General features: G+C 52.7%; 22 protein-coding genes and 2 tRNA genes. 10 read left to right on the top strand and 14 right to left on the bottom strand.

The genetic code is table 11. The features are described from left to right. Nucleotide 1: 1 nt before the first annotated feature. From ACTU44_RS06810 to ACTU44_RS06800, 3 genes are read right to left on the bottom strand one after another with little or no spacing between them, the layout of a single operon-like run. Nucleotides 2-766 (bottom strand): glycosyltransferase family 2 protein, encoded by a 765-nt coding sequence (locus ACTU44_RS06810; RefSeq protein ID WP_462097022.1) that lies wholly within the window; start codon nucleotides 764-766, stop codon nucleotides 2-4. Further along, entirely contained in the window at nucleotides 759-1730 is a 972-nt protein-coding gene (locus ACTU44_RS06805; protein WP_462097021.1) for a glycosyltransferase family 9 protein, read from the bottom strand. The genes ACTU44_RS06810 and ACTU44_RS06805 overlap by 8 nt, the downstream gene beginning before the upstream one ends. Before the next feature lie 3 nt (nucleotides 1731-1733). Further along, entirely contained in the window at nucleotides 1734-2762 is a 1029-nt protein-coding gene (locus ACTU44_RS06800; RefSeq protein ID WP_462097020.1) for a glycosyltransferase, read from the bottom strand. Nucleotides 2763-2922: 160 nt separating this feature from the next. Here ACTU44_RS06800 and ygfZ point away from each other — a divergent pair, with 160 nt between their 5' ends. Both ygfZ and ACTU44_RS06790 read left to right on the top strand, forming a co-directional pair. Continuing rightward, nucleotides 2923-3837, top strand: a complete 915-nt coding sequence (gene ygfZ, locus ACTU44_RS06795; RefSeq protein WP_462097019.1) for a CAF17-like 4Fe-4S cluster assembly/insertion protein YgfZ — start codon at nucleotides 2923-2925, stop codon at nucleotides 3835-3837. A gap of 141 nt (nucleotides 3838-3978) precedes the next feature. Next, nucleotides 3979-4656, top strand: coding sequence for a hypothetical protein (locus tag ACTU44_RS06790; protein ID WP_462097018.1), 678 nt, complete (start codon nucleotides 3979-3981; stop codon nucleotides 4654-4656). A gap of 46 nt (nucleotides 4657-4702) precedes the next feature. Here the strand turns inward: ACTU44_RS06790 and ppdK are convergent, their stop codons facing one another. The 3 genes from ppdK to ACTU44_RS06775 all read right to left on the bottom strand — a co-directional run bounded on the left by ppdK (nucleotide 4703) and on the right by ACTU44_RS06775 (nucleotide 10401). Continuing rightward, nucleotides 4703-7369, bottom strand: a complete 2667-nt coding sequence (gene ppdK / locus ACTU44_RS06785) for a pyruvate, phosphate dikinase (protein ID WP_462097017.1) — start codon at nucleotides 7367-7369, stop codon at nucleotides 4703-4705. A 74-nt stretch (nucleotides 7370-7443) separates the two neighbouring features. Then, on the bottom strand, nucleotides 7444-9507 hold the full coding sequence (gene glyS / locus ACTU44_RS06780; RefSeq protein ID WP_462097016.1) for a glycine--tRNA ligase subunit beta: 2064 nt from the start codon (nucleotides 9505-9507) through the stop codon (nucleotides 7444-7446). Nucleotides 9508-9510: 3 nt separating this feature from the next. Further along, the gene (locus ACTU44_RS06775) at nucleotides 9511-10401 is read right to left on the bottom strand and encodes a glycine--tRNA ligase subunit alpha (protein ID WP_462097015.1); all 891 of its coding nucleotides are present in this window, start codon (nucleotides 10399-10401) and stop codon (nucleotides 9511-9513) included. Nucleotides 10402-10647: 246 nt separating this feature from the next. Here ACTU44_RS06775 and ACTU44_RS06770 point away from each other — a divergent pair, with 246 nt between their 5' ends. After that, complete coding sequence (locus ACTU44_RS06770; protein WP_181850335.1) at nucleotides 10648-10986, top strand: hypothetical protein; 339 nt, start codon at nucleotides 10648-10650, stop codon at nucleotides 10984-10986. Here the strand turns inward: ACTU44_RS06770 and ACTU44_RS06765 are convergent. Then, a complete protein-coding gene (locus tag ACTU44_RS06765) occupies nucleotides 10966-11751 on the bottom strand; it encodes a tRNA1(Val) (adenine(37)-N6)-methyltransferase (RefSeq protein WP_462097014.1) in 786 nt (261 codons plus the stop codon). The genes ACTU44_RS06770 and ACTU44_RS06765 overlap by 21 nt on opposite strands. A gap of 25 nt (nucleotides 11752-11776) precedes the next feature. Beyond that, the gene (locus ACTU44_RS06760) at nucleotides 11777-12037 is read right to left on the bottom strand and encodes a putative signal transducing protein (protein ID WP_462097013.1); all 261 of its coding nucleotides are present in this window, start codon (nucleotides 12035-12037) and stop codon (nucleotides 11777-11779) included. Between the two features lie 254 nt (nucleotides 12038-12291). On the opposite strand from ACTU44_RS06760, the gene ACTU44_RS06755 reads away from it, so the two are divergent. Next, nucleotides 12292-13329, top strand: a complete 1038-nt coding sequence (locus ACTU44_RS06755) for a polyprenyl synthetase family protein (protein ID WP_114099059.1) — start codon at nucleotides 12292-12294, stop codon at nucleotides 13327-13329. A gap of 99 nt (nucleotides 13330-13428) precedes the next feature. Further along, nucleotides 13429-13505 (top strand) — tRNA-Pro (locus tag ACTU44_RS06750). Nucleotides 13506-13624: 119 nt separating this feature from the next. Here ACTU44_RS06750 and ACTU44_RS06745 read toward each other — a convergent pair. Next, a complete protein-coding gene (locus ACTU44_RS06745; RefSeq protein WP_462097432.1) occupies nucleotides 13625-14377 on the bottom strand; it encodes a substrate-binding periplasmic protein in 753 nt (250 codons plus the stop codon). 49 nt (nucleotides 14378-14426) lie between these two features. Next, a complete protein-coding gene (locus ACTU44_RS06740; RefSeq protein WP_462097012.1) occupies nucleotides 14427-15767 on the bottom strand; it encodes a diguanylate cyclase in 1341 nt (446 codons plus the stop codon). Between the two features lie 353 nt (nucleotides 15768-16120). Here ACTU44_RS06740 and ACTU44_RS06735 point away from each other — a divergent pair. The 4 genes from ACTU44_RS06735 (at nucleotide 16121) to ACTU44_RS06720 (ending at nucleotide 19942) form a co-directional block, all read left to right on the top strand. Continuing rightward, a tRNA-Pro gene (locus ACTU44_RS06735) sits at nucleotides 16121-16197 on the top strand. A 575-nt stretch (nucleotides 16198-16772) separates the two neighbouring features. Then, on the top strand, nucleotides 16773-17834 hold the full coding sequence (locus ACTU44_RS06730; protein ID WP_114099513.1) for a TRAP transporter substrate-binding protein: 1062 nt from the start codon (nucleotides 16773-16775) through the stop codon (nucleotides 17832-17834). A 110-nt stretch (nucleotides 17835-17944) separates the two neighbouring features. Continuing rightward, nucleotides 17945-18529, top strand: coding sequence for a TRAP transporter small permease subunit (locus ACTU44_RS06725; protein ID WP_114099514.1), 585 nt, complete (start codon nucleotides 17945-17947; stop codon nucleotides 18527-18529). A gap of 21 nt (nucleotides 18530-18550) precedes the next feature. Further along, nucleotides 18551-19942, top strand: a complete 1392-nt coding sequence (locus ACTU44_RS06720) for a TRAP transporter large permease (protein WP_114099515.1) — start codon at nucleotides 18551-18553, stop codon at nucleotides 19940-19942. 145 nt (nucleotides 19943-20087) lie between these two features. On the opposite strand, the gene spbR is transcribed toward ACTU44_RS06720, so the two are convergent. After that, nucleotides 20088-21224, bottom strand: coding sequence for a SpbR family protein (gene spbR / locus ACTU44_RS06715; RefSeq protein ID WP_114099516.1), 1137 nt, complete (start codon nucleotides 21222-21224; stop codon nucleotides 20088-20090). Between the two features lie 431 nt (nucleotides 21225-21655). Between spbR and ACTU44_RS06710 the strand changes: the two genes are divergently transcribed. Then, nucleotides 21656-22054 carry a c-type cytochrome gene (locus tag ACTU44_RS06710; RefSeq protein WP_114099517.1) on the top strand — a complete coding sequence of 133 codons (399 nt, stop codon included), beginning with the start codon at nucleotides 21656-21658 and terminating at the stop codon, nucleotides 22052-22054. 96 nt (nucleotides 22055-22150) lie between these two features. Here the strand turns inward: ACTU44_RS06710 and ACTU44_RS06705 are convergent, their stop codons facing one another. The 3 genes from ACTU44_RS06705 to ACTU44_RS06695 all read right to left on the bottom strand — a co-directional run bounded on the left by ACTU44_RS06705 (nucleotide 22151) and on the right by ACTU44_RS06695 (nucleotide 25112). After that, nucleotides 22151-22891, bottom strand: coding sequence for a DUF6969 family protein (locus ACTU44_RS06705; protein WP_114099518.1), 741 nt, complete (start codon nucleotides 22889-22891; stop codon nucleotides 22151-22153). Nucleotides 22892-23079: 188 nt separating this feature from the next. Next, nucleotides 23080-23952, bottom strand: a complete 873-nt coding sequence (locus ACTU44_RS06700) for a formylglycine-generating enzyme family protein (RefSeq protein WP_114099519.1) — start codon at nucleotides 23950-23952, stop codon at nucleotides 23080-23082. 731 nt (nucleotides 23953-24683) lie between these two features. Beyond that, nucleotides 24684-25112, bottom strand: coding sequence for a universal stress protein (locus ACTU44_RS06695; protein WP_114099521.1), 429 nt, complete (start codon nucleotides 25110-25112; stop codon nucleotides 24684-24686). Between the last annotated feature and the right edge of the window lie 10 nt (nucleotides 25113-25122).

Here is a 25122-nt window from a genome sequence, read left to right as displayed (position 1 = left end):
CTTATTCTTCATCGTAGCGGGCTTTTAGATAGGAAATCATCGGGAACAACGCCGCCAGAAGTGCAATCAGGAAACCCATCCCGCCTTCCCTATATCCCTTGCGCGAGACGAAGCAGCGCCAGAAACGCGAAAAGATACGGCGGAAATTATGGGAAAATGTGCCGATGTTTCCACTTGCCCGCAAATCCGCAGCCCGTGCACTGCTGTAACTGTCAAGACGACGGATCATGTCCGAGATATTGCGATCAACAAAATGGACCAGCGCACCGCTAAGCTTAGGCCCCTGACGTCCTGTCATGTTGATTGCAGGATGAACCCTCTGGTCACCCCAAACCTTGTACCCCTTGCGGAACAAGCGCCATACCGCCGAGGTTCCAAAGGAGGCACCCCATCCATAGCGTACCAGTCGCTTGCCAACGTAATTATCGACCGGGATCAGATAGCGATCATATGCTCCACTATTAACTGCCTCCCGAATTGAAAGGGCGAGTTCGTCATTCACATGTTCATCGGCATCAAGTTCGAAAATCCAGTCGCCAGTTGCCTCTTCAATTGCCTTGTTACGACGATGTCCCTCGATATCCCAGCTGCCAACAACGGTTTTGGCACCAAACTCCCTGGCTATATCTTCGGTTCGGTCGGTACATTTATCGCAAACGACAACGATCTCGTCGGCAAAGGTGACCTTCTCCAGGCACGCTGCCAGACGCTTTTCCTCGTTGTGGGCACACAGAACAACAGAAATACGGGGCATGGCATCAGTCATGATTTTTTCCTGAAAGGCGATATTCGGAAACCAGCTCTGCTGCCGCTTTGACAACTTTTTCGACCGGCAATGTTTCCATCAGGTTTTCCTGCGAGAAGCGGCTGGTGCGATTTTCGATGATCTTGTCGAAAGACCAGTCAGTTCTGATCGCACGGCCCCATTTGGCATATGGTCGATAGTGTTCATCACGCGACGGACCAAACAGGCCAAGTGTCGGACACCCGGACGCTGCTGCCATATGCATCAAGCCGGAATCATTACCGATATACAAGTCCGCACGTTCCAGACAGGCCATAACAGTCAACAGGCTTTCCGTGCCAAAGATTTCAGATCGCCGGTCTTCCGGTACGGAGTTGATGACATCTTCAGCCATATCACGTTCGTTAGGCGCTCCCACAATCAGAACATGCGCGCCATCAAGCACGCCCCCCTTGGCCGTCAGGGTCGAGATGGCTTCGACAAACCGTTCCGGATGCCAGGTCTTGCCTACCCAGTTTGACGTCGGCCCAACAACCAGCAACGGTCTTTCCGTTCGTGGCAAAAGCGCATTTGCGCGTTCGCGGCTTGCCTCATCAATCCAGACCTTTGGAAAAGGGGGAGGCGACACATTGAGAAGCTCACCAAGCTGTTCCACGCGATGGAGGCTGTCGTCATTGCCTTTGAGCACCACCCGTTTGCTGCCCGGAAGAACATAGGCCGTGGCACTGCCGCGCAGGTCAACAATCACATCCCACCAGTTCAGAACAACCGACTTCCAAAGCTTCCACCAATGCCCTCCGCGCTTTTGCTTGGGCATCTCAATGATGCGATCAAGGTTCGGGACCGCCTGGAAAATCGGGGCGGCAACCGGCCCGCAAGCAACGGTTACCCGAACGCCCGGATATGTTTCGACATAATGGCGCAGGACCGACGTTGAAAGGACAGCGTCCCCCAAACGGTTCGATGTGATGAACAGAAGGCGCACGGTTTAAAGTTTCTCCAGCTCGCCTGCAACATGGATCCATTCCCGGCGATCATTGCGGGCCGCCTCGGACTGGCTGGCAAAGAACGAACGATCTGTCAGAAGCTGTGTGGTGATATTGCCATAAGCCGATTCATCGGGAACAATATAACCGGTCTTTCCATCTTCGATCCGGTTCCTGGCAATCCCGCCATAGGATACCACCGGCGTTGCAGCACCAAGTGCATCGACAATCCATTGGCCGACATGATCCGTGCCGTATTTCCCGTGATGAAGGAAAACACGCGCATTGGCGACAGTCTCGGCCATATCGGCTTCGGGCTTGGGATGAAGAACCCGAACCCCCTTGTCAATCGCGCCGCGGACAAGATCAATAATGTCTTCAGAAACATCATCATTCTCGCCAGCCATGGCGCTAAACAGATCATAGGCATAGACTTCAAGGATCGCCTTGGGTGCCTTTGGCGCGACATAGGCATCCCAGATACGAATGATCTGGGCGATACCGGTTTTGGTGTTGGCCACCGTTACCGCAAGCTCGTCACGCGATTCAAACGCCCAGTGCATGTTTGATGCCATGGTAAAGGCCGATGTCGCGCCAGGCTTGACCACAATCGGCTTTTTGGCGAGTTCTGCATCAAAAGCCTTGGCCTGTGCATCGTCGCTGAAGATGACCTGAACTTTCTTTTCCTGAAGAACCAGACGCACTTCATCCGCATTCAGTCGCCCAGGATCCCCATCGAACCATAGAACAATCGTTGCACCAGCCGGAACCGAGGGATGGCTGAGCAAGGCAGGATCGCGCCAGACAATAACGGTATCGACCGCATCGCCACCAAATGGCGGCAATTCGGCATCAAGTTGTCGCCATGCTACACCGCTTGCATCCTTGTCGATCCCGCCATTGCGGCGCGCTTCGACCTTGTGACCACGGGCAACAAGGGCCTCGGCCAATGCGATGAAGGCGCGTTGGCAAGTCCCCAGCGGGCGGGCTTCACGATCCTTCGGATCAAAGCCGATTGACTGTTCAAGCATCAAGATTTTCATAAGTTTGGTTCTAGCTGCTCGGAGGCGTTTTATGAAGGGTTTTCTTGCATATGGATATGGCTTTATCCCTGAGACAGGCCTTGCGAAATTTGTACGATTGCCCCACATTTCGCCCAAACAAATCCGACAGATCGGAGCCGATAAAATTATGAGTGAGTCTTTCTACGCCATCCTGACGGATCGCGCCGTCATCCGCGTCAGCGGGCCAGATCGCGTAAGCTTTTTGCAAGGACTGGTATCAAACAACATCGAAACCGTCTCGGCAACCAGATCGGGCTATGGTGCCCTACTGACACCGCAGGGCAAATTCCTGTTTGATTTCTTTGTCTATCGACAGGATGAGGACAGCCTGCTGATTGAATGTGAACGCGGTGAAAATGGCGAACGTGCGGCTGAACTGTTCAAAAAACTGCGCATGTATAAATTACGCGCCAAAGCCGAACTGACCGACGTTACCGACAGCTATGACGTCATTGCCGTATTTGGCAAGGATGCGCTGACCAACCTGTTTACCGACACAACAGCCGGCACCACTGGACGCATTGCCGATGGTATCAAGGTCGTAGACCCGCGCCTGGCTGCGCTGGGTGCACGCATCCTGCTTCCCAAGAACGAACTTGCTGAAATGGCGGCAATCGGCGCGACTGAAAGCACCACCGAAGCTTACCACAAAATGCGCGTGTCCCTTGGCGTCCCCAATGGCAGCGATGATCTGGAAATCGAGAAATCGATCCTGCTTGAAAACGGTTTTGAGGAGCTTGGCGGCGTCGATTTCAAAAAGGGCTGCTATATGGGGCAGGAACTGACCGCGCGCACCAAATATCGCGGTCTTGTGCGCAAACGTCTATTGCCGATCACGATTGATGGCCCGACCCCCGACGCAGGCACCATCATCATGAATGGCGACAAGGAAGCCGGGACTATTCGGTCCGTGCATGGCAATGTCGGGCTTGCGCTGATCCGCCTCGAACGGGTTGGCGATGATGCCGAGCTGCATGCAGGTGATGCCAAAATCACGGTTTCCGTGCCTGACTGGGTCCAGTTGCCAGAAACCGCCGCATAACAATGCTTTGGCGAACCTGACTTTAGCCAGACAGAATATCTTTGCCACGGGTCCCGAATTTCGGGGCCCGTTTCACATTCGGGCCTGTTCGAAAGGGTAGATCCCCCCTATGTTAAGATCAGAATGAAACAGGTATTTACAATGAAACTGCGCCATGCCGCGCCCTACGTGATCGCAATGTTCGCAGCATTCTGCGTCATCGTAGCATCCCCGCAGCCAATTTCTGCCAAGCAAAAACCGCCCGGTATCAGCGACAAACCGGTTTCGGACATGTCGATCGCAGATACCAGTGCCGAACTGGCAACCATTACGCAGGTCTATAACCGTAAAGGTAACGAGATCAAGCAAATGGCACAGGGTGTATTGTTACGTTTCTATCCGCAGAAAATAGTACCCTGTGGCTCGATCGTGACCTCGGTAAGCGACTGTATTGAAAATGAATGGCCTGATCTGAGAGATTATCCGGGACATTTTCTGGGTGCTGGCGAAAAGCCAAGCCTTAGTCCAACGCTTGCGCAAGCGCGCATGACCGAAGAGAACTATTTCGACGCAGTTGAACGCGTCAATATGCTGCTTCGCGCGGTGCGCTATGAAAGCACGCTCAAGCCCGAAGAACGCTATCGCGATCACCTTGATGAAGTCATTGCGCATATGACCGATCTGCAAGAAGCCGAATTCCACCGTGCCATCCTGTATGAAAAGATGTTCAAGATCGGTGGAATCGTCCTGTTATTACTCGGTCTGTCGGTCGGCGGGATGCTGGTGATGAAGCATATCGCACAGCGCAATGATCCGAATTCTGAAATCGGAAAAAAATAACGGCGGCAAGTTTCCCTGCCGCCGTCGGAATTTACCTGTAACGATCTTACTTGCGCGCAAGGGCCGCCTGCGCAGCAGCCAGACGTGCGATGGGCACGCGGTAAGGGGAACAGGAAACATAATCCAGTCCCTGTGCCTCGCAGAAGGCAATGGATGCCGGATCGCCACCATGTTCGCCACAGATGCCAAGCTTGATGTCCTTGCGGGTTGCGCGACCGCGCTCGGCGGCCAGTGAAACAAGTTCACCAACTCCGTCCTGATCAAGGGATACAAACGGGTCACCTGCGAAGATGTCCTTGGCAATATAGGTATCAAGGAAACGCGACGCATCATCACGCGACAGACCAAAGGTGGTCTGGGTGAGATCATTCGTCCCGAAGCTGAAGAATTCGGCTTCTTCGGCAATCTCGCCCGCACGCAGGGCCGCACGCGGCAATTCAATCATCGTGCCGACAAGGAAGTTCAGCTTGGCTGATTTCTCCGTCTCGACATCAGCAGCAACCTTGATGATCGCGGCTTTGAGGATCTCAAGTTCCTTCTTGCCGACAATCAGCGGAATCATGATTTCCGGGATCACCGGATCTCCGCCATCCTTTGAAACTTCGATCGCTGCTTCAAAGATCGCGCGCGCCTGCATTTCATAGATTTCAGGATAGCTGATACCAAGACGGCACCCGCGATGACCCAGCATCGGGTTGGCTTCGGCAAGATCAAGCAGACGGCGTTTTACCACCGCCTCGGACACACCGGCTGCATTTGCCACCTCGGCGATTTCGGCATCACCATGGGGCAGGAATTCATGAAGCGGCGGATCGAGCAGACGGATCGTCACGGGAAGCCCCTTCATGATCCGGAACAGATCAATAAAGTCCTGACGCTGATAAGGCAGAAGCTTATCGAGGGCAGTACGACGCCCCTGCTCGGTTTCGGCCAGGATCATCTCGCGCATGGAAATGATACGTGCCGGGTCAAAGAACATGTGCTCGGTACGGCAAAGACCAATACCCTCGGCCCCGAAACCACGTGCGGTTTCGGCGTCATCAGGTGTTTCGGCATTGGTGCGAACTTTCAGACGACGCACTCCATCGGCCCATTCCATCAGCTGGGAAAAATCACCAGACAGATCAGGCTTAAGGGTGGCGACCTCGCCCAGCATGACTTCGCCGGTACTGCCATCAAGGGTGATGACATCCCCTTCTTTCAGGGTTACGCCGCCGGAAATCATCGTCTTGTTGGCATAGTCGATCTTGACTGCACCAGCGCCACAAACGCAAGGCGTCCCCATACCACGTGCCACCACGGCTGCGTGACTGGTCATGCCACCGCGAGATGTCAGAATACCTTCGGCAGCATGCATGCCAGCGATATCTTCGGGGCTGGTTTCAATACGCACCAGAATGACCTTGCGGCCCTTGTTTGAAACCCATTCTTCGGCGGACTCGGCCGAAAACACAATCTGACCTGATGCTGCGCCCGGCGATGCCGGAAGGCCCATGCCAACGACCTTGCGTTCGGCATCCGGATCAAGGGTCGGGTGAAGCAACTGATCAAGCTGTGCCGGATCGACACGACGCAACGCATCTTCCTGCGAAATCACACCGTCACGGCACATTTCAACCGCGATGCGAAGGGCAGCCTTGGCCGTACGTTTACCCGCACGGGTCTGAAGCATGTATAGTTTGCCCGATTCAACGGTGAATTCCATGTCCTGCATGTCGCGGTAATGGGATTCAAGCTTGTCACGGATATCGCAAAGCTCGCCAAAGACACCCGGAAGGGCTTCTTCCATCGACGTCAGATCAGAACCGGATTCTTCGCGTTCAATCTTGGTCAGCGGCGCCGGGGTACGGATGCCCGCAACCACATCTTCGCCCTGTGCATTGATCAGATATTCACCGTAGAAGCGGTTTTCACCGGTCGACGGGTTGCGCGAGAAACAAACACCGGTCGCGCAATCATCGCCCATATTGCCAAACACCATGGCCTGAACGTTGACTGCCGTTCCCCAGCTTGCCGGGATATTGTGCAAGCGACGATAGGTGTTGGCACGCGCATTCATCCAGCTGCCAAATACAGCCCCGATCGCGCCCCATAGCTGTTCGCGCGGGTCCTGCGGGAAGGGTGCATCAAGCTCGCTCTGGACTTTCTTTTTGAATTGCCCAACGACTTCGGCCCAGTCATCGGCACCCATTTCGGTATCAAGGGAATAGCCCTTGTCTTCCTTGTGCATCTCAAGGATTTCTTCGAAATGGTAATGGTCAACACCCAGAACAACATCGCCATACATCTGGATGAAACGGCGGTAGCTGTCATAGGCAAAACGACGATCACCGGAAACCTTTGCAAGTCCTTCGACGGTTTCATCATTCAGACCAAGGTTAAGGACCGTGTCCATCATGCCCGGCATCGAGGCACGGGCACCGGAGCGAACCGAAACAAGAAGCGGGTCCTTCGCGTCACCAAACTTGCGCCCGACCAGCTTTTCAACAGCGCCGAGCGCGTTTTCAACTTCGGAATCCAGACCAGCCGGGTAAGCACGGTCATTGTCATAAAACGCCGTGCAAACTTCGGTTGTAATGGTAAAGCCGGGCGGAACAGGAAGTCCGAGATTGCTCATCTCGGCAAGGTTCGCGCCCTTGCCACCCAGAAGTTCACGCATATCCGAACGGCCTTCGGCGCTACCGCCACCGAAACCGTACACCCATTTGGTCATCTTGCCTTTTCCTCATCTGGTCAAGGCCCCTTTGGGCCTCCCCGGATGGGGAAAGCCCCGCAACCTTGACCTATTTATGACTCGATCTTCGAGAAGTCGGCAATGTCATGCAACGCAGTGCGAATTTGTGCCAACAGCTTGAGACGGTTGGCACGTTCGTCTGCATTGTCACTATTTACCGTGACCTTTTCGAAGAATGCATCGACCGGTTCACGCAACCGCGCAAATTCGGTCATAGCCGCGGCATAATCCTCGTCACGCAGAAGTGGCAGGGCCTTATGCCGGACATCAATGAGCGCCTCATACAGCTTGCGTTCTTCTTCCTCGCGCAGAAGAGATGCGGAAACATCCGCGTCATAGGACATATCGTCCTTTTTCTCTTCGATGCGCAGAATATTGGACGCACGCTTGTAGCCGGCCATAAGGTTGACGCCGCTTTCGCCAGAGACAAAATCGGAAAGCGCTTCAACACGGGCCAGCAGGCGGACAAGATCGTCCTCGCCATCCAGCGCGAACACAGCAGACACCAGATCATGGCGTACACCCTGTTCACGCAGATGGACTTTCAGGCGGTCAGCAAAGAAGGCCAGAAGGTCTTCGACCGCCTCGTCACGACGAATGGCTGCCGGGTACTGGGAAACCGCGAATGCGAATGCGCGACGCAGCGGCACACGCAACCCGTTTTCCAGAACCAGACGGATGACACCCAGTGCCGCACGACGCAGCGCGAACGGGTCTTTTGAACCGGTCGGCTTTTCGTCGATGGTAAAGAACCCGGCAAGGGTGTCGAGCTTCTCTGCCAGTGCAACAGCAACAGAAACCGGGGCAGTCGGACAGTTATCCGACGGACCGGCAGGTGCATAATGTTCCGCAATGGCATTGGCGACTTCCGGGGCTTCGCCATCATTCTCGGCGTAGTATTTACCCATCAGTCCCTGAAGTTCAGTGAATTCGAACACCATCTGCGACACCAGATCGGCCTTGCCGATCTCGGCCGCACGGTCTGCCAGTTTGACATTGCAATTCGGAATATCGGCAGACAGTTCACGCGCGAGGCCACGAAGACGCAAAACACGTTCTGCAAGCGACCCAAGCTTGGCGTGGAAGACGATGTTATCAAGTTTCGGCAGACGCGATTGCAGCGTCACTTTCCGATCCTGATCCCAGAAGAACTTGGCATCATGCAGACGCGCACGCAGAACACGCTCGTTACCAGCAATGATCTTGGCATTGTTGTCAGCAGTTACCATGTTCGAAATCGTGATGAAGCGCGCGGCAAGCTTGCCGTCCTTGTCTTCAACAACGAAATATTTCTGATGTTCACGCATCGAGGTTTCAAGAACTTCGCGCGGGATATCCATGAACTGGTCATCAACCTTGCCCATAACCGGCACCGGCCACTCAACCAGACCACAGACCTCTTCGAGAAGACCGTTATCTTCCAGAAGCGTGAACCCTTCGGCGGCGGCCAGGTTCCTGGCACCATCAAGGATGACCTGCTTGCGCTCTTCACGGTCAAGCATGACCTTGGCGGCGCGCAGTTTTTCCTTGTAGTCCGTGCCATTGGCAACGCTGAATTCAGCCGGCGCAAGGAAGCGATGACCACGAGTGCTGTCACCAGCCGTTACCGGGCCATAGGATACCGGGATCACCTTGCCGTCAAACAGGCACAGGATACGGTCAAGCTGACGGACCCAGCGTACCTTGTGATCGGCCCAGCGCATGGATTTCGGCCATGGCAAAACTGCCATCGCATCTTCAATACCCTGTTTCAAAACTTCTTCAGTTTTGCGGCCTTTCTGTTCGACGATGGCAAACAGGAAGACACCCTTGGGGGTTTCGCGCTTTTCGCACTGCTCAAGGGTTACACCATTGCCCGCAAGGAACCCATTAATAGCTTTTTCCGGGGCATCGGCGCGTGGTCCTCGACGTTCTTCACGCACATCCAGCTGTTTCAAAGGCAAGCCATCGATAACTAGCGCCATACGACGAGGAGTAACAAAGGTTTCCACCTTGTCGTATGTCAATCCAGCACCATTTAGCCAACCTGTCACGGTTTCAGCCAGCTTATTGATGGCATTAGCCTGCATGCGGGCAGGAATTTCTTCGGAAAACAGTTCAAGCAGCAACTCGGCCATAACTTATGCCCCCTCTTTCAGATGGCCGCGCGACCGCAGCCACGCTTCGCAGCAGGATTTCGACATGTCACGAACACGACCGATATAGGCCGCACGTTCGGTAACCGAAATTACGCCGCGCGCATCAAGAAGGTTAAAGAGATGGCTTGCTTTCATAGCCTGCTCATAGGCCGGAAGTGCCAGACCGCGTTCGATATTCACCGCACACTCGGCCTGTGCATCCTTGAAGTGAGCAAACAGCATATCGGTGTTCGCGACTTCAAAGTTATAGGTCGATTGTTCAACTTCGTTCTGAAGGAACACTTCGCCATAGGTTACACCCTGACCGTTGTAATCAAGGTCATAAACGTTTTCCACGCCCTGGATATACATCGCCAGACGTTCCAGACCATAGGTCAGCTCGACCGGGACCGGGTTACATTCATAACCGCCGACCTGCTGGAAATAGGTGAACTGGGTGACTTCCATCCCGTCGAGCCAGACTTCCCAGCCAAGGCCCCATGCACCAAGGGTCGGGCTTTCCCAGTCATCTTCGACAAAGCGGATGTCATGGGCCATCGGATCAATACCCAGATGTTTCAGCGACCCAAGATACAGATCCTGCGAATTGGCCGGTGACGGCTTCATCAGAACCTGGAACTGGTAATAATGCTGCAAACGGTTCGGGTTCTCTCCATAACGACCATCGGTCGGGCGACGGCAGGGCTGCACATAAGCCACATTCCAGGTTTCCGGACCAAGCGCGCGCAAGGTTGTCGCGGTATGGAAGGTACCGGCACCGACTTCCAAGTCATATGGCTGCAGGATGACACAACCCTGATCAGCCCAATAGCTTTGCAGTCGAAGAATGATTTCCTGGAATGAAGGGGGACGTTGCGACCCGTCGAGCGCCATGGCGCGAACTCTCTATTACTGTTGTCTATAAATTTAGAGCGGCAAGCTACCGCCCTGCCCCCTCGCGGTCAAGAACGCAAAAGCCCTGAGACACGCTGAATTTGCAACCCTTGCATCCCCGCCAACCATCTCATACCGCATCGCAGCAATATAGATCGGCGATCAGAGCGGGAATTCCAAGCAAAATCAGGGCAGTTTCACCCAAAGTCTTACACATCCCGATCAAACGGGTTTTGTCCGGATAACTTGGGAAAAAAGCAGAAATCAGGCATCGCAACGATGCGCGCTGCCTTCGGCATGGTAAACGCCGCAATCGGGGCACTTTTCCATTTCCTGGGCGACAGAACCCGATTGTTCTTTTTTATGGTGGCGGGTTTGCTTGGGCTGCTCATTTCTGGAAACCTGCTTGGCACGGTTAAACAGCTTGAAGCCTTGCCAGACGACAACGATGACCAAGGCCGTAAAAATGATTTTCGAAAAGCTCAGCATGTCCGATCCCAAAGCACCATGATTTCTGCGGCAAAGACCGCAGCCATGTCGCACTTATATGCAAATATGCACAAATTAGAAACCGGGCAATGGTAAGGGATTGCGCAAAAGTTCATCGGTTTGCGGCAAATAGGTGCCCGCAGCATCATGAAGAACAAGTCCGCGACGCAAGGTCAGCGGTGATGCAACACCTTTTCTGGCTTGAACAATCACACGCAGCGGTGCGTCCGCGTCGGCCTTGCTCCAGATCGGATAAACTGTCATGTCCCCGGCCCGCCCGTGCAAAAGCCCGATGATCCGGTCAAGATGATCTGCACGGTGAACAAGGGTAATGCGCCCCTTCTGACGCACCATCTTCAAACAGAACCCGATCCAGTTTTTCAGATCCGCACTGCCTTCCTGATGGGCCGTGGCACGGCTTTCATTGGCCGGACGCGTACCCCCGGCGTAATAGGGCGGATTGGAAATAACCTGATCAAAGCTTTCAGCAACCAGTGGCAGACTTGTGTTCTTGATATCACCGTGGATCGGAGTCACCCGATCAGCCAAACCGTTTTCCATCACGTTGCGACAAAACAGCGCATAGAGATCGTCTTGCAGTTCAACCCCGGTGACCTTTGCGTTTTCAAGACGCTTGGCAACACAAAGCCCGGCCGATCCGACAGCTGCACCAACATCGAGAATTTTCTCATCACGATGGGAATTGACCGACACAGCAGCTGCCAGCAACACCGCATCAACGGCAGCGCGGTAACCGTCAACAGGCTGTTTCAACGTCACCGACCCGCCCAACAGATAATCGTGGCTTATCCGGGCTTCGGGGAAGTCGGGAACTTCTATGGTTGCAACTGCACTTGCCATCCGGTCAAGGGTCCTGAATGTCGGGTTATTCCTGTGCCATCGCGTCACGCGATGAATCATTGGCAGCGTTATGGGCATCCAGATCGCGTCTGGCAATATCGAGAATGTATTTCGCCCGGCTTTCTTCTTCGTTATCGACCATCAGGCGACGGGAAAGTGCGCCGATCGATCCTTCAAGGATGCTGGAGTGATAATCAAAAATATGACTGGTGATTCCTTCGTCCGCCAAGACCGACTGGGCCCAGCTCAGTTCGATCGGATCATTGCTGCGAAAGAGTCCGATCATATGCTTTTCCCCTGAAAGTTTGCAGCTCCGGCGCCCCTACACCTTTGGATCGGGCTCACAAGAACTGACGATATGTAATATAATGTAGGGGTTTGCAGACAGGTTTTTCAAAATTCTACCGACAAAACCGCAATTTATCGCAAGATTCGTGCATGCCCTGATGACATTTGTCCACTTGACCATGATGCCTTGGCCTATCTATGTTGAGGCCGCCTGGTGTTATTTGCGATCTTCGCCGAATTCAGGCAGCGAAGATGCCCTTGAAAAAGTCGGAATACAGCGTGACCAATACCGCACCGCAGCCTAAGACTCAGCCGAGCCTTGATTCACTGGTCAATCTTGTTGACGCCGATATGAAACGCGTCAATCAGGTGATCATCGACAATATGCACAGCGAAGTCGCCCTGATTCCGCAATTGGCTACACATCTTGTCGCAGCAGGTGGCAAACGCATGCGCCCGATGCTGACATTGGCTTCTGCCCGCCTTTGCGGCTATGGCGACGGTCCCGATGCGGTTGATCTGGCGGCTTGCGTTGAATTCATTCACACTGCAACCCTTCTGCATGATGACGTGGTCGATGAAAGCCAGCTGCGCCGTGGTCAGGCATCGGCAAATGCCCTGTTTGGAAACGAAGCAAGCGTTCTGGTCGGTGACTTCCTGTTTGCGCGCGCCTTTGTCGTCATGGTCAAAACCGGATCGCTGCGCGTTCTGGATATTCTGGCTCAGGCATCCGCCGTCATTGCCGAGGGCGAAGTTCTTCAGCTGTCGACCGCCAATGACATGAGCACGTCCGAAGAAGCCTATCTTGAGGTCATTACTGCCAAGACGGCTGCCCTCTTTGGTGCCGCGTCCCAGATTGGTGCCGTGATTGCCAACCGTTCGGCCGAGGACGAGGAAGCCCTTCGTCTGTATGGCATCTATCTTGGTACTGCCTTCCAGCTGATCGACGATGTTCTTGATTATTCAGCACATCAGGCAACGCTTGGCAAAACCGTTGGCGATGATTTCCGCGACGGCAAGGTAACACTGCCGGTGATCATTTCCTATGCCAAGGGTGACGACGAAGAAAAAGCATTCTGGCGTCGCTGCATGGAAGACCAGAATTTCGAGGAGGGTGATCTCGACCGCGCCCAGACCCTGATCCGCAAATATGATGCACTGGACGCATCAATGGATCGCGCCCGCGAATATGGTCAGATGGCGATTGAAACACTGTCACGCTTTGAAGATGGCGCCATCAAGGATGCCATGATCGAAGCCGTGGAATTCTGTATTTCCCGCCCTTATTAAGGGCCATACCCATATTGCATGCCGGGGTCGTCCGGGTTTGACGCAAAAATATCTTGCGTCATCTTCCAGAAACCAGTATCACCCGGCTTCGCAGAATGACGGAGCGTAGCTCAGCCTGGTAGAGCACTGTCTTCGGGAGGCAGGGGTCGGAGGTTCGAATCCTCTCGCTCCGACCAAATTTGATAGAAATATCAAGGTCGTACGCCCCAGCAGAAATGCTGGGGCGTTTTTCGTTCAGGCATTCCAGACACCGTACCTTTGCACCATTGTGGATGACACTGGCACCTGCTGCGCCCTATTCCTCAAAGGTGACATCATATTTCTGCAGGAAGAATTGTTCTCTTTCTCCCTTCATCGCGATGCGCCCCTCATTCCATATCCTGATAAGTTCATGCCTGCGCTCGTCAGGCATTTTTTTCGAAAAGATTGCTCTTTCGACCAGCTTCTTTTCCAGCCCCGGTCGCACAACCTGCAGATCATCATTCATGCCCAGACGATTTAAAACATACTGAAGAACCAGTTCGTTATCTGCATACAGATCAACACGGCCTTCCTTGATCATGGTGAATATCCGGTCCACCACATCATCGTAGCCGGAAATCACTTCAACGAATTCGGCGTTTTCCGGATTATCGATATAGTTTTGATAATCGATACTGGCCGCACTGTAATCCCAACCGGGGCCAGTCGCCACGCGCTTGCCCACTATTGATTGGACACCGTCATAGCGCCAAGGATCGTTTCGACGGATGACGAAGGCCGTTGTGTAGGCAAATGTTTTTTCCTCGGCATACACGACATCCTTTTCCGCCTCTTTGACATATACGTATTCCGGCAACATATCGCAGCCGCCATCCGCAACCATGGCGATCCCGCGCGCCAAAGGGACTTCGTAATATTCAATACCATAGCCTTTTGACGCGTATATTTCGTCAAGCATATCAATCACAACACCACGTCCGGCCTCGCCATCAGCAGGAAAGATCGTCATCGGCGCCCACTGATCGTAGCAAACCTTGAGCGTATCTGCCCGTGCAATGCCGGACATACCAGCAACAAGAAGAACTGCCATCAGGACTGACAAAGGCCTCACGTTTTTACATTTCAACACGGTCGCGTCCCTTTTCCTTAGCACCGTAAAGCTTCACATCAGCCTGTTTAAACAGTTCCTCGATAGAAGCATCGCCATGACGGGACGACGAAACACCAAGGCTTACTGTATAGGTGATTGTTTGGGCATCAACTTCCAGCTTGGCCTCGCCAATTGACTGCCTTAGACGGTCGGCAAGCCTGACGGCCTCATCAATACCTGTATCCGGCAGGAACACTGCAAATTCCTCACCGCCGAGACGACCGAAAAGGTCGCTTTCACGCAGCAATCTTTGAACCGCTTGGGTGAAGTGAATAAGAACCTGGTCACCAGCGAAATGACCGTATGTATCGTTGATGATCTTGAAACGGTCCAGATCCATCAGAATGAATGACGCAGCTGATTTATCTGAACGCGCCTGAACAAGCATTTGCCTCGCCGTTTCAATAAAGCTGCCACGGTTCAGCGCCCGGGTCAGAGAATCATAAGCCGCAAGGTCGCGCAGCTTGTCATTAAGGACCTGTAGTTCCTCTGTCCGCTTTGCGACGGCTTCCTCAAGCCACATCCGCTTGCTCTGTTCATCCTGGAGCAATTTATTCTGCGCGTTTTCCATCGCGCAGAGCATCTTGTTCATATGCTCTTGAAGCTTGCTGATTTCGTTTTCTTCAACAACGGAAAGTTTGATGCGCTCCCTGCCTTTTTCACCAAGCTGGACCTCGTCAACCTGTGACATCAATTCTTTCAATGGCTTGGCAAGAAAGCGGTCCAGCGCCCAAATGAACAACAGGAACAAGACAGTCAGTTTGACAATTGCCGTAATCGCAATCAGCGCAAACCCGAACAGGACACGGTCCAGAACCACCTGAGAAGACGAGTAAAGTTTAAGCGTCCCCAACGCTATTTTTGTATTGTTCAGAAGCCATGACAGTTCAGATTCCGTGTCAAAAAGTGACAGTGGGGCTGCACCTTCCTCATATGACCGCCTTGAGACAAGAACCTTCGCGTTATTATCGAATATATCGACACCAACAATAATTGGCATCTTGAGAAGCCCGACAACAAGTGCGTCGAGTTGCTTTTGATTATATTGCCATAAGCTGGTTGCAACAGAGTCCCTGACGGTTTGTTCCAACTGTTCCAGTTCGCCTTGGATCGAGTCCTGCGTTTTCAGATATTCAGTGAGAAACTGCCCACCTGTCACAAGAGCAGACACCCCCAAATAGATGGAGAAAATCACGCGCATCAATTTTTGAGACAGATTCTTGGGACGAATAAAACTGGTAAACATAGAAATCAAAACTTCCCGACAAACTTCAGGCTTTAGCGAATCTATCTGTCGCCCAATCACTACAGGCGTTTCGAGCGCAACTTCGAATATAATGTGTATGCAATGTTAGGCGAGCTATTTGTAACTCGTCTGGCAGGTTATCCTGTTTCGCTGAGAAAATCGGGAGTTACCCGCTTCAACTGCGACGTCTCCAGTCCGCATGCAAACATGACGAACACGCCCCCAACTGTCAGTTGCCGTCTTGCCCGTGATCTTGTTCTGTTTTGCCCCAGAAAATCACATCCCGCAGGCGATTTTATTTCATCCCCCAACAACCCTTATGCGAAGCAAGGCAACTGATCGAATTTTTTCCCCGAAACAGCCGGATTATGCTTGATCCGCCCGAAAAGAAGGGCTAAACATCCGCCCACTGACGGAGCGTAGCTCAGCCTGGTAGAGCACTGTCTTCGGGAGGCAGGGGTCGGAGGTTCGAATCCTCTCGCTCCGACCATCAGTCGGGCGGTCTTTCAATGAAAGACCGCCCGTTTTCATTTCAGCCAGGCTTAAGCCCACCGTTCATCGTGACGGGTGCTTGACACGGGCGTCATTCGCCGTGCTTGAAGACAATTTTGCACCCGCAAATACCGGTCGGGAAAATCGGGCCTGTGATGGTGATGGCTATTACCCGACCCTATCCATACCGCTAAGCACCCCCACCCTCCGAGTATTTTCTTCCCCGATTCCATACGGCAAAAAGCCGTCTCCCCCCTATTAAATTCGGTCAAACAACAAATTCTTCCAGCTTTCTAGGGTAGTAACGGCTATACCGCTCAACCCCGCAGGAAATACGCAATTCAGTGCGCATTTCCTACTTTTGAATAGTGATGCAAGTTATTTTTCACGCAACTGCAAAGATATTTTCTTGCGCAAACGGCGAAACAAACTTGCTCATACTTGCGAAATACGCTTATGCTTCGCCCTGCAACATAAAGATCGGGGAGAAAACCGCCCCAATAATAAAAGCAAAAGGCGGTAGTCGGCCTCACGTGGTATTACCAATTTCGGACTTCTTAGGGAGGAAGACGAATGACTTTTTCTAAATTGCTCAAGTCGGCAACCTGTGCCGCTGTTCTTGCTGCAGCTGCATTCTCTGCTGCGCCGTCTGATGCAAATGCTCAGGAGCGTGTTCGCTGGAAAATGGGCTCCACCTATCCGGGCAGCCTGACCCAGCTTGGTACGCTTGGTAAACGTGTTGATGATAAAATTGACGAAGTTTCCGGTGGCAACATCAACATCAAGTTCTATGAGCCGGGCGCACTTGTTCCTGCACTTGAAGTTTTCGACGCTGTTTCAACCGGGTCGATCGATGCAGCTTTCTCCACCCCGGGTTACTGGGCAGGTAAAGTTCCGGCACTTCAGCTGTTTGGTGCCGTTCCGTTCGGTCCGCAGGCTGGCGAATATCTGGCATGGGTCAAGTTTGGCGGCGGTCAGGAAATCTTTGACAAGCTTTATGCCGAACATGGCATCAAGTCGCTGTTCTGCGGCCTGATCGCACCGGAAGCTTCGGGCTGGTTCTCCAAGGAGATCAACTCGGTTGAAGACCTCAAAGGTCTGAAAATGCGCTTCTTCGGTCTTGGCGCAAAAGTCATGGAAAAGCTTGGTGTTTCGACCCAGCTTCTTTCGGCTGGCGACATCTATCCGGCACTTGAACTCGGCACCATTGATGCAACCGAATTCTCCATGCCGGCAATTGACCTGAAACTCGGCTTCCATCAGGTCGCCAAGTTCTACTACTTCCCGGGCTGGCACCAGCAGTCCACCCTGTTCGATCTGATGATGAACAAGGAAAAATGGGACGCACTGGACAAAACCCAGCAGGCCCAGATTGAAGCCGTATGTAACGACAACCTTGCTTATGGTTTCGCTGAAGGTGAAGCAATCCAGTTCTCGGCTCTGAAAGAGCTGCAGGAAAAAGGCGTCAACATCAAGAAATGGTCGCCTGAAATGCTCGACGCAATGCGCGGTGCATGGGAAGAAGTTGCTGGTGAGCTTTCGGCTGAAGATGCCAACTTCAAAATGGCATATGACAGCCTCCAGGAGTTCCGTGCGAACTACAAAATCTGGAAAGACATCGGCTATCTCGATTAATCCGACAGGTCTGACTGACTGCTAGGCAGTCAATAAGAACAAGTCTCGGCAAGGCCGGGTGCCAAGTGCTCCCGGCCTTGACCGCGAATAAAAGACCCGGGAGACTTTCTATGGAAGCGCTATTAAAATTCAGTGACGGCATTGATAATGTTGTTACCCGTGTGGGGAAACTTGCAGCACTGCTTGCAATACCACTTATGTTCGTCATCATTTATGACGTGATCCAGCGCAAATTTGGCGGACAGGGATCGATCAAGCTTCAAGAGCTTGAATGGCACCTCCACACCGGCCTGTTCATGCTGTGCTTTGGATATGCCTATGTTCGTGATTCCCACGTTCGCATTGAACTCATCCGCGACAATCTGCGTCCGCGCACACGCGCCATCGTCGAAATGATCGGCGGTATTGTCTGCGTATTGCCGTTCTGCGCACTGGTTATGTATTTCGGTTTCGATTTTGTTGCCCGGTCTTTTGAAAACCACGAAGTTTCGGCGGCAACGACCGGCTTGACTCATCGCTGGATCATCAAATCCACCATTCCTATCGGCTTTGGCCTTCTCGCCATGGCGGGGCTTTCGATCTTCCTGAAATGCTTCGTCTTTGTCTTTGGTCCGACCAACCTGCACAAGCGGGCCGGTTACTATGTCGGAACTCACCATGCAGATCTTGGCGACATCGCCAAGATAGAAGACTAAGCGGAACGGGGATAATTCCAAATGGGTAACTTCTATATCGAAGACTGGTTTCCGCTGTTCATGTTTGCCTCTCTCGGCATTCTTGTCTTCACGGGGCTTCCGGTAGCATTTGTCATTTCGGGTATTGGGATCGCCTTTGGCTTCCTCGGAATGGCCTATGACGTTTTCTCTTTTATTGAATTTTTCAATATCGTTTCACGTATCTGGGGCGGCATCTCCGAGAACATGGTGATGGTTGCCGTGCCGATGTTCATTTACATGGGTACGATGCTTGAAAAAAGTGGCGTTGCAGAAGACCTTCTGGAATGCCTGAACATGCTCCTGCGCAAGGTTCCAGGTGGTTTGGCACTGTCTGTCACCCTGATGGGGACGATCATGGCCGCAACCACCGGCATTATTGGCGCATCGGTTGTGATGATGACCCTTCTGGCCCTGCCGGTCATGATGCGTCGTAACTATGATCCATCCCTTGCCACAGGAACAATTGCTGCATCCGGTACGCTGGGCATTCTGATCCCGCCATCGATCATGCTGGTTCTGATGTCCGATCTGTTGTCGGTTTCAGTTGGCAACCTGTTCCTTGCAGCCATCATTCCGGGACTTCTTCTGGCAAGCTTGTATACGGTCTATATCTTTGTCCGTTGCCAGATTAATCCGTCATTGGCACCGCCCCTTCCAGAAGGCGAAGCCGTTCACGGCATGGATCTGGTGCGCATGATGCTGCGCAGCTTCCTGCCGCCGGTCTTCCTGATTGTTCTGGTGCTGGGTTCCATCTTTGCCGGTTTTGCAACCCCCACCGAAGCCGCAGGCGTCGGTGCGGTTGGTGCGACCTTCCTGGCGCTGGTTAAAGGCCGTCTGAAATGGCCGGTTCTCAAAGACGTTTGCGAACGCTCTGCGCTGACCGGTGCGATGCTGTTCTTCCTGTTTGCCGGTGCGACGGTATTCTCCTATGTGTTCCGTTCGCTTGGTGGTGATGATCTTGTCATTGACCTTGTCGAAAGTGCCGGTCTTGGTTCTTGGGGCATTCTGCTTTTGCTGATGATGATCGTCTTCATTCTCGGCTTCTTCTTTGACTGGGTTGAGATCACCCTGATCGTTCTGCCGATCTTTGCACCGGTCATTGCACAGCTTGATTTTGGCCATCACCTTGATATCGGCGGCATTCAGGCAAGCGAAGCACAGATTCTGACCTGGTTTGCGGTGCTTGTTGCGGTGAACCTGCAAACAAGCTTCCTGACGCCTCCCTTCGGGTTTGCCCTGTTCTATCTCAAAGGCGTGGCGCCAAAATCGATCTCGATCCAGCAGATTTACAAAGGCATCATTCCCTTTGTGCTCTTGCAGGTCCTTGGTCTTATTATGGTGATGTATTTCCCGGAACTGGCATTGTGGATGCCAAATACATTCCTTGAATAAACCGGACAGATTTCTTATCAGGCGCTGCTTTCGGGCAGCGCCTTTTTTGTTTGCCTGATGATCAGACTGTCAATCAGCTTGCCAAAACAAAACCGCCCGGATCAAAGATCGGGCGGTTCATAATGTGATAGAATGATGATCGAGATTAATTGTGCAAAGCCCGTTCGCTTGGCAATTGCAGCATGCGGCCCATCAGATAATCCACATCGTCGGAATCAAATTCCACACCAAGATCACCATACTGGGTCAGTACCCGTTCGATCATCCGGCGTGAATAACGTTCCTTGTCCTGCTCCCCCCCGTCAAAGGTTGTCTCACGGGCAACTTCAATAGCAGCACGCACACCCGGGAAGAAATGTTCGGGAAGCTTGGCCTTGTTGTAGATCGCCTCAAGACCAAAAGGCCCGCTGTCATGAATGAGAATGCGGGTATTGATCAGCGATACACCTGCCCGCTTGGCAAGGGCCGCTTCAAAGAATGAAACATCCCCCATGCACAGGGCCCGCAGGATAAGACCACTGGTCAGGCGGTTATTGGCATAAAGATGTTCGACAAGCAATTCGACATCGCGATCTTCTACCCCCTCGCCCAGAAGGCCGATGGTGGCACTTTCCTGCGATTGGGTCATGACGGCATTTACGATGCCCTCGGGGATATGCCCGCGTGAAATCAGTTGTGACCGCATGCGGTCAGACACCAGCGTCACCAGTCGTTCTGCAATCGTGATCGGCAAATGATTGCGTTCGATCATTGGCTTCTGGATGCGTTCGTTATCGCCGAAGTCGGTAACGACCTTCTGTAGCGACACTTCGCTGATCTCGGCCCCCTGGTTCGACATAAGGTCGACCATCACATCTTCATGGCCGATATCAACAAGCGTTGCCGAAACAATTTCCGAAACATAGGCACGCGACGCAATGGCGCGCTGCTTTTCAACACTATCGGCATTGTCGCCGATGATATCGACCAGATCGTCGTCGTTGAGAACTTCGGAGAATTCAAGAACCGGAAGAGCGACTTCATCAACGTCGCGCGCCAAAGTCGCTGCCACGTCATGAGGAACAAGTGGTGTCTGCGCGAGGTTCTTTGCAAGCGCCTTGCGCACGCGGACCTCGGCATCGCGGATCATCAGACGAAAGATATCTTCAGCCAGAACACGTTCACTGTCAGAGAGCGTATCTGTGGAAAACTCACGGCTAATCTTATCGGCTGTCTCAGCACGGTTTTGCCCTGAAGGGTCCTGAACCAGCTTATTCAGATCGTCTTTTGTGATACGTGGCAATAGATATCTCCTGGCACGCTTCTCAACTGGCTGCCAATTTACATATGCACATTATACTTCTGGCAATAAATCGACAAACATATTTTCCCCAAAACGGCGACAAGTTCCTGATTTTCAAACATCCTGCGGTTCCCGTTGCCTGCAAAACCGGCAAGGATGCAGTTTATCAGCCCTGCCGCCAGATTTTATCGGACAACCCCGTTTGCACACCCCACATATTCAGAGCATCAAAGGCTTTGCCACGTCGAATTGATGAAGCTCAAGAACCCCATATGTCTGATATGGTAAATGTCATCGTGATTTTCCAATATCGGACACGAATGCTATTTTTTCGATGCGAAGCCGGTTTTGTTGACCTGCCGTTTACCCGATGGGATGGTAGTCTGAAGCGAAGAACCCTGATGAATAACGAACCAGGAGAGAGACCCATAATGACCTATTTGCGCAAACTTTCTTTTGTCGCCAGTTCTCTGGTCATCCTTGCCGCGACACCGGCAATTGCCGGCGATGCTGCCAATGGAGAAAAGCTGTTCAAACGTTGCGCTGCCTGCCACAGCCCCGATGCTGGTGTGAACAAGGTTGGCCCAAGTCTGGCAGGCTCGGTTGGCCGTGAATGCGGGACAGTAGAAGGCTATAAATACGGTAGCGGCTATCTTGCTGCCTGCGAGAAGGGCTTTGTCGCAGACGAAGCATTCCTGACCGATTACCTGAAAGATCCCTCTGCAAAGCTGAGTGAGGTTGCGGGCTCGAAACAGCGTTCCAAGATGACCTTCAAGCTTAAGAAAGACGATGAAATCGCTGATGTTATCGAATATCTGAAGACCCTGTAATCTTCGACAGGCTTTCACATGCAAAATGGCCGGCTGCAACATGCACCGGCCATTCTTGTTTCAAAACCCAAAGGCATCACGCCATCTGATGACGCTTCATGCTGCCCTGCGACGCCGACCAAGTTCATCACCGATCGCCCGGATCTGCTCAACAGCAGTGACATCTTCGGTCGACGTCACTTCAAGATCACGATCTTCATAAACATCCTGGTCAGGCTGCTTTACCTGCCAATCAGCAACAGCAATGTCGCGTTTGCGGATCAATTCTTCTATCTGCGGGCGGAACAGAACCATCATGCCTGACACCCAGCGATTAACCGGCCACGATGGTTGGGCATGATCAATCAGGAAACCGTCAAGCATTCCAATTACATCTTCTGCGTCATACCAGACTTCACCGGTAACCCAGCGGTTCGTGGTGAAAAGGCGCTGACAAAAACCGAATTCATCCATTGAAAAAGCAACCAGATGCGAAAGCGCATCGTTTGGGCCCTCCGGATAGTCGAACCCGTCTATCTGTTTGGGTTTGCAATTTTCCGGCATGCCACGTGGACGCATGAAGGTATGGAAATGCCCATGTTCATCCCAGTCGCGGCGCTCTTCCTTGGGATGGGCGTGATAATAGAACTGGGCATGAGATTGCCGATCATAGACATCGCCTTCCGGGTAATGGGTCCATTCATAGAATTGCCCAGCCCCCTTGATCAGTTCGCCAACGATATTATCGCCCGTCGCAGTCAGAACACGATGGCATTCCATAACGTCCCGACCAGCCGCCAACATTTTTTCAAGTTGGGAGGTCGGAATGGCCGTCCAGTCAATTGCAATTTCGGTCATATAGTCACCAGCATCTTTGCGATCCGCTCAGAATTTCCGCAAAGGCAGAATAATCGGCAGTCATCCGCTTCTGCGAATAAACAACGATCAAGAGTTAGTGATTTCACGTTTGTTTGCAACAACGTTCCGTCAAAGCGCAGTGTTTTGACAATTTCAGGCTCAGAACAACCGACAGGAAAACCGGATCCTCAATCCCGATACATCACACGAAATCCGATCAGGATATGCTTGAGATGTTCCGGACGTCCGTGACGTGCAGCTGGCCTGCAAACCCCGCACCCACGATCATCCCATGAACCGCCCTTGACCATGCGATATCCCGCCTGGGCTGATGTCGACGTCCATTCAAACACCTGTCCGGCACCGTCATACAGGCCATAGGGGCCTGGCTCGAACTGTCCGACCGGCATTGTATCGAACGGGCCACGATCACCGCTATTGAGCAATTCGGGATCAAAGATATTGCCCCAGGGATAAAATGTTCCTTCCGGACCACGCACGGCTTTTTCCCAATGCAGTTCGCTCGGGAGGGACCATGTTTTACCGGTTTTCTGACTGAGCCACTGCACATAGTCCTCTGCATCCTGCCAGGATACAAGAACCACCGGATGGTTGCCCCGCCCCTTGGGTGGCTTGCCATTCGACCAAAGGAACGGCTGGATCGTATCATAGTTATAGATCAGTCCCTGACGATTCCAGTCATCCCGGCTCATTTCCGGAGCAGGATGACCGGTATCAGAGATAAAAGCGGCATATTGGTCGTTGGTCACCGGCGTTTTACCAATGTGATAGCCCAGAAGATGGACCCGCCATTTATCGCCTTCGATATCATACCAGCGATTGCGACGGCTTAGATCATGGCCATAGACCTGCTCGTCTATCTGATAGGCATATTGCCGTTCAACCGCATCCGACCCCTGCCAGAACCATCCCGATGGAATATCCACAACAGATGGAATTACATCGTCGCCAGCATATGCCTGTGCACCCGCCGACATCGTGGCAAGCACAGCCCCGGCACAAATATTTCGAATGGAAGCGATACTGTCCCCAACTCTCATATACGATTTCCGTCCTGATCGAATATGGTTCTCACGGTTTATTTAACCGTCGTTATGATTTCGACTGATCGTCTTTCTTAACATCAACATGAGTAAAAGTGATCGTACTTTCAATCAGTTTGACGATTTAAATCCTGTCATACAGCTTCCATCCGTCGCGAAGGATCAGTGATCAGGAACAATCCTGTCCCCGGCAATCAACACAGAACTCTCACATAACAGTGAAACCATGTGACGCCGCCACCTGCGCGTTTTGCCTCATAGTGCCTGCACCGACCACCCGAAAGAGTGTGGCCGGACATGATTTTACAGGACCTTCAGAGAGGCTAGGATGACAAAGAAAACCCAACGTTTCGCGAAAACCGCATTGCTTCCGGCTCTTGCAGTCGGAACCAGCCTTGCAATGGCGAGCCCGATGGCAATGGCCAGCCCGCTGCCAACCCCGACAGCCGAAGTTGCAACATGCACCGCGAACCCCTGTGCGGCTAACCCGTGTGCAGCAAAGAACCCTTGTGCGGCAAATCCCTGTGCTGCGAAAAAGATCGTAAACCCTTGCAGCCCGTGCGCGGCAAACCCTTGTGCGGCTAAAAATCCCTGTGCAGCAAATCCATGTGCTGCCAACCCGTGCGCTGCCAAGTAATAGCTTTCGCGTCCCGGCGACCCTTACAACAAAGGGGCGATGCCATGCATCGCCCCTTTGCCTTGTTCGTTTGCAGTTTGTAAAACCGGGATCAGTCGCGGACCACCATCACCGAACAATCGGCATGGCGGACAACACGGGCAGCATTCGGCCCAAGCAAATAGTCCTTGAGCTCCGGACGATGGGCCCCGATCACGATCAGATCGCAATTGGTTTTCTTGGCCATCTTCAGGATCACTTCATAGACAGTTCCCTGACCAACGATGTGCTGCACCTTGATGTCGGCCGGAATGTTGGCCGACACGAATTCGTGCAAACGCTGGTTATAGGCTTCAAGCACCTTGCTTTCGTAACCCTTCGGGAAGAATTGCCCGACCATTGACATACCAACAGTCGGAACAACTGTCAGGACGTGCAGGCGCGCGCCAAAGCTTTGCGCCTGCTTGATCGCAACCGGCACGGCCTTCTTCCAGGAAGACTCATGATCAAGGTCTACTGTAACCAGAATATCCTTATACATGCTCATTCTC

Source organism: Thalassospira sp. SM2505 (assembly GCF_054901115.1).
The sequence above is the reverse complement of the archived record's forward strand: the minus strand, read 5'-3'. Positions and strand labels throughout refer to the sequence as shown.

Excerpts from the sequence above, each read along its gene's own strand:
- ACTU44_RS06700 (WP_114099519.1), bottom strand. The coding sequence starts at position 23,952 with ATGAGAGTTGGGGACAGTATCGCTTCCATTCGAAATATTTGTGCCGGG.
- ACTU44_RS06725 (WP_114099514.1), top strand. The coding sequence starts at position 17,945 with ATGGAAGCGCTATTAAAATTCAGTGACGGCATTGATAATGTTGTTACC.
- ppdK (WP_462097017.1), bottom strand. The coding sequence starts at position 7,369 with ATGACCAAATGGGTGTACGGTTTCGGTGGCGGTAGCGCCGAAGGCCGT.
- glyS (WP_462097016.1), bottom strand. The coding sequence starts at position 9,507 with ATGGCCGAGTTGCTGCTTGAACTGTTTTCCGAAGAAATTCCTGCCCGC.
- ACTU44_RS06755 (WP_114099059.1), top strand. The coding sequence starts at position 12,292 with ATGCCCTTGAAAAAGTCGGAATACAGCGTGACCAATACCGCACCGCAG.
- ACTU44_RS06760 (WP_462097013.1), bottom strand. The coding sequence starts at position 12,037 with ATGATCGGACTCTTTCGCAGCAATGATCCGATCGAACTGAGCTGGGCC.
- ACTU44_RS06720 (WP_114099515.1), top strand. The coding sequence starts at position 18,551 with ATGGGTAACTTCTATATCGAAGACTGGTTTCCGCTGTTCATGTTTGCC.
- ACTU44_RS06775 (WP_462097015.1), bottom strand. The coding sequence starts at position 10,401 with ATGGCGCTCGACGGGTCGCAACGTCCCCCTTCATTCCAGGAAATCATT.
- ACTU44_RS06800 (WP_462097020.1), bottom strand. The coding sequence starts at position 2,762 with ATGCTTGAACAGTCAATCGGCTTTGATCCGAAGGATCGTGAAGCCCGC.
- ACTU44_RS06745 (WP_462097432.1), bottom strand. The coding sequence starts at position 14,377 with ATGTCCGGCATTGCACGGGCAGATACGCTCAAGGTTTGCTACGATCAG.
- ACTU44_RS06810 (WP_462097022.1), bottom strand. The coding sequence starts at position 766 with ATGACTGATGCCATGCCCCGTATTTCTGTTGTTCTGTGTGCCCACAAC.
- ACTU44_RS06790 (WP_462097018.1), top strand. The coding sequence starts at position 3,979 with ATGAAACTGCGCCATGCCGCGCCCTACGTGATCGCAATGTTCGCAGCA.
- ACTU44_RS06765 (WP_462097014.1), bottom strand. The coding sequence starts at position 11,751 with ATGGCAAGTGCAGTTGCAACCATAGAAGTTCCCGACTTCCCCGAAGCC.
- ACTU44_RS06730 (WP_114099513.1), top strand. The coding sequence starts at position 16,773 with ATGACTTTTTCTAAATTGCTCAAGTCGGCAACCTGTGCCGCTGTTCTT.
- ACTU44_RS06705 (WP_114099518.1), bottom strand. The coding sequence starts at position 22,891 with ATGACCGAAATTGCAATTGACTGGACGGCCATTCCGACCTCCCAACTT.
- ACTU44_RS06710 (WP_114099517.1), top strand. The coding sequence starts at position 21,656 with ATGACCTATTTGCGCAAACTTTCTTTTGTCGCCAGTTCTCTGGTCATC.
- ACTU44_RS06695 (WP_114099521.1), bottom strand. The coding sequence starts at position 25,112 with ATGTATAAGGATATTCTGGTTACAGTAGACCTTGATCATGAGTCTTCC.
- ygfZ (WP_462097019.1), top strand. The coding sequence starts at position 2,923 with ATGAGTGAGTCTTTCTACGCCATCCTGACGGATCGCGCCGTCATCCGC.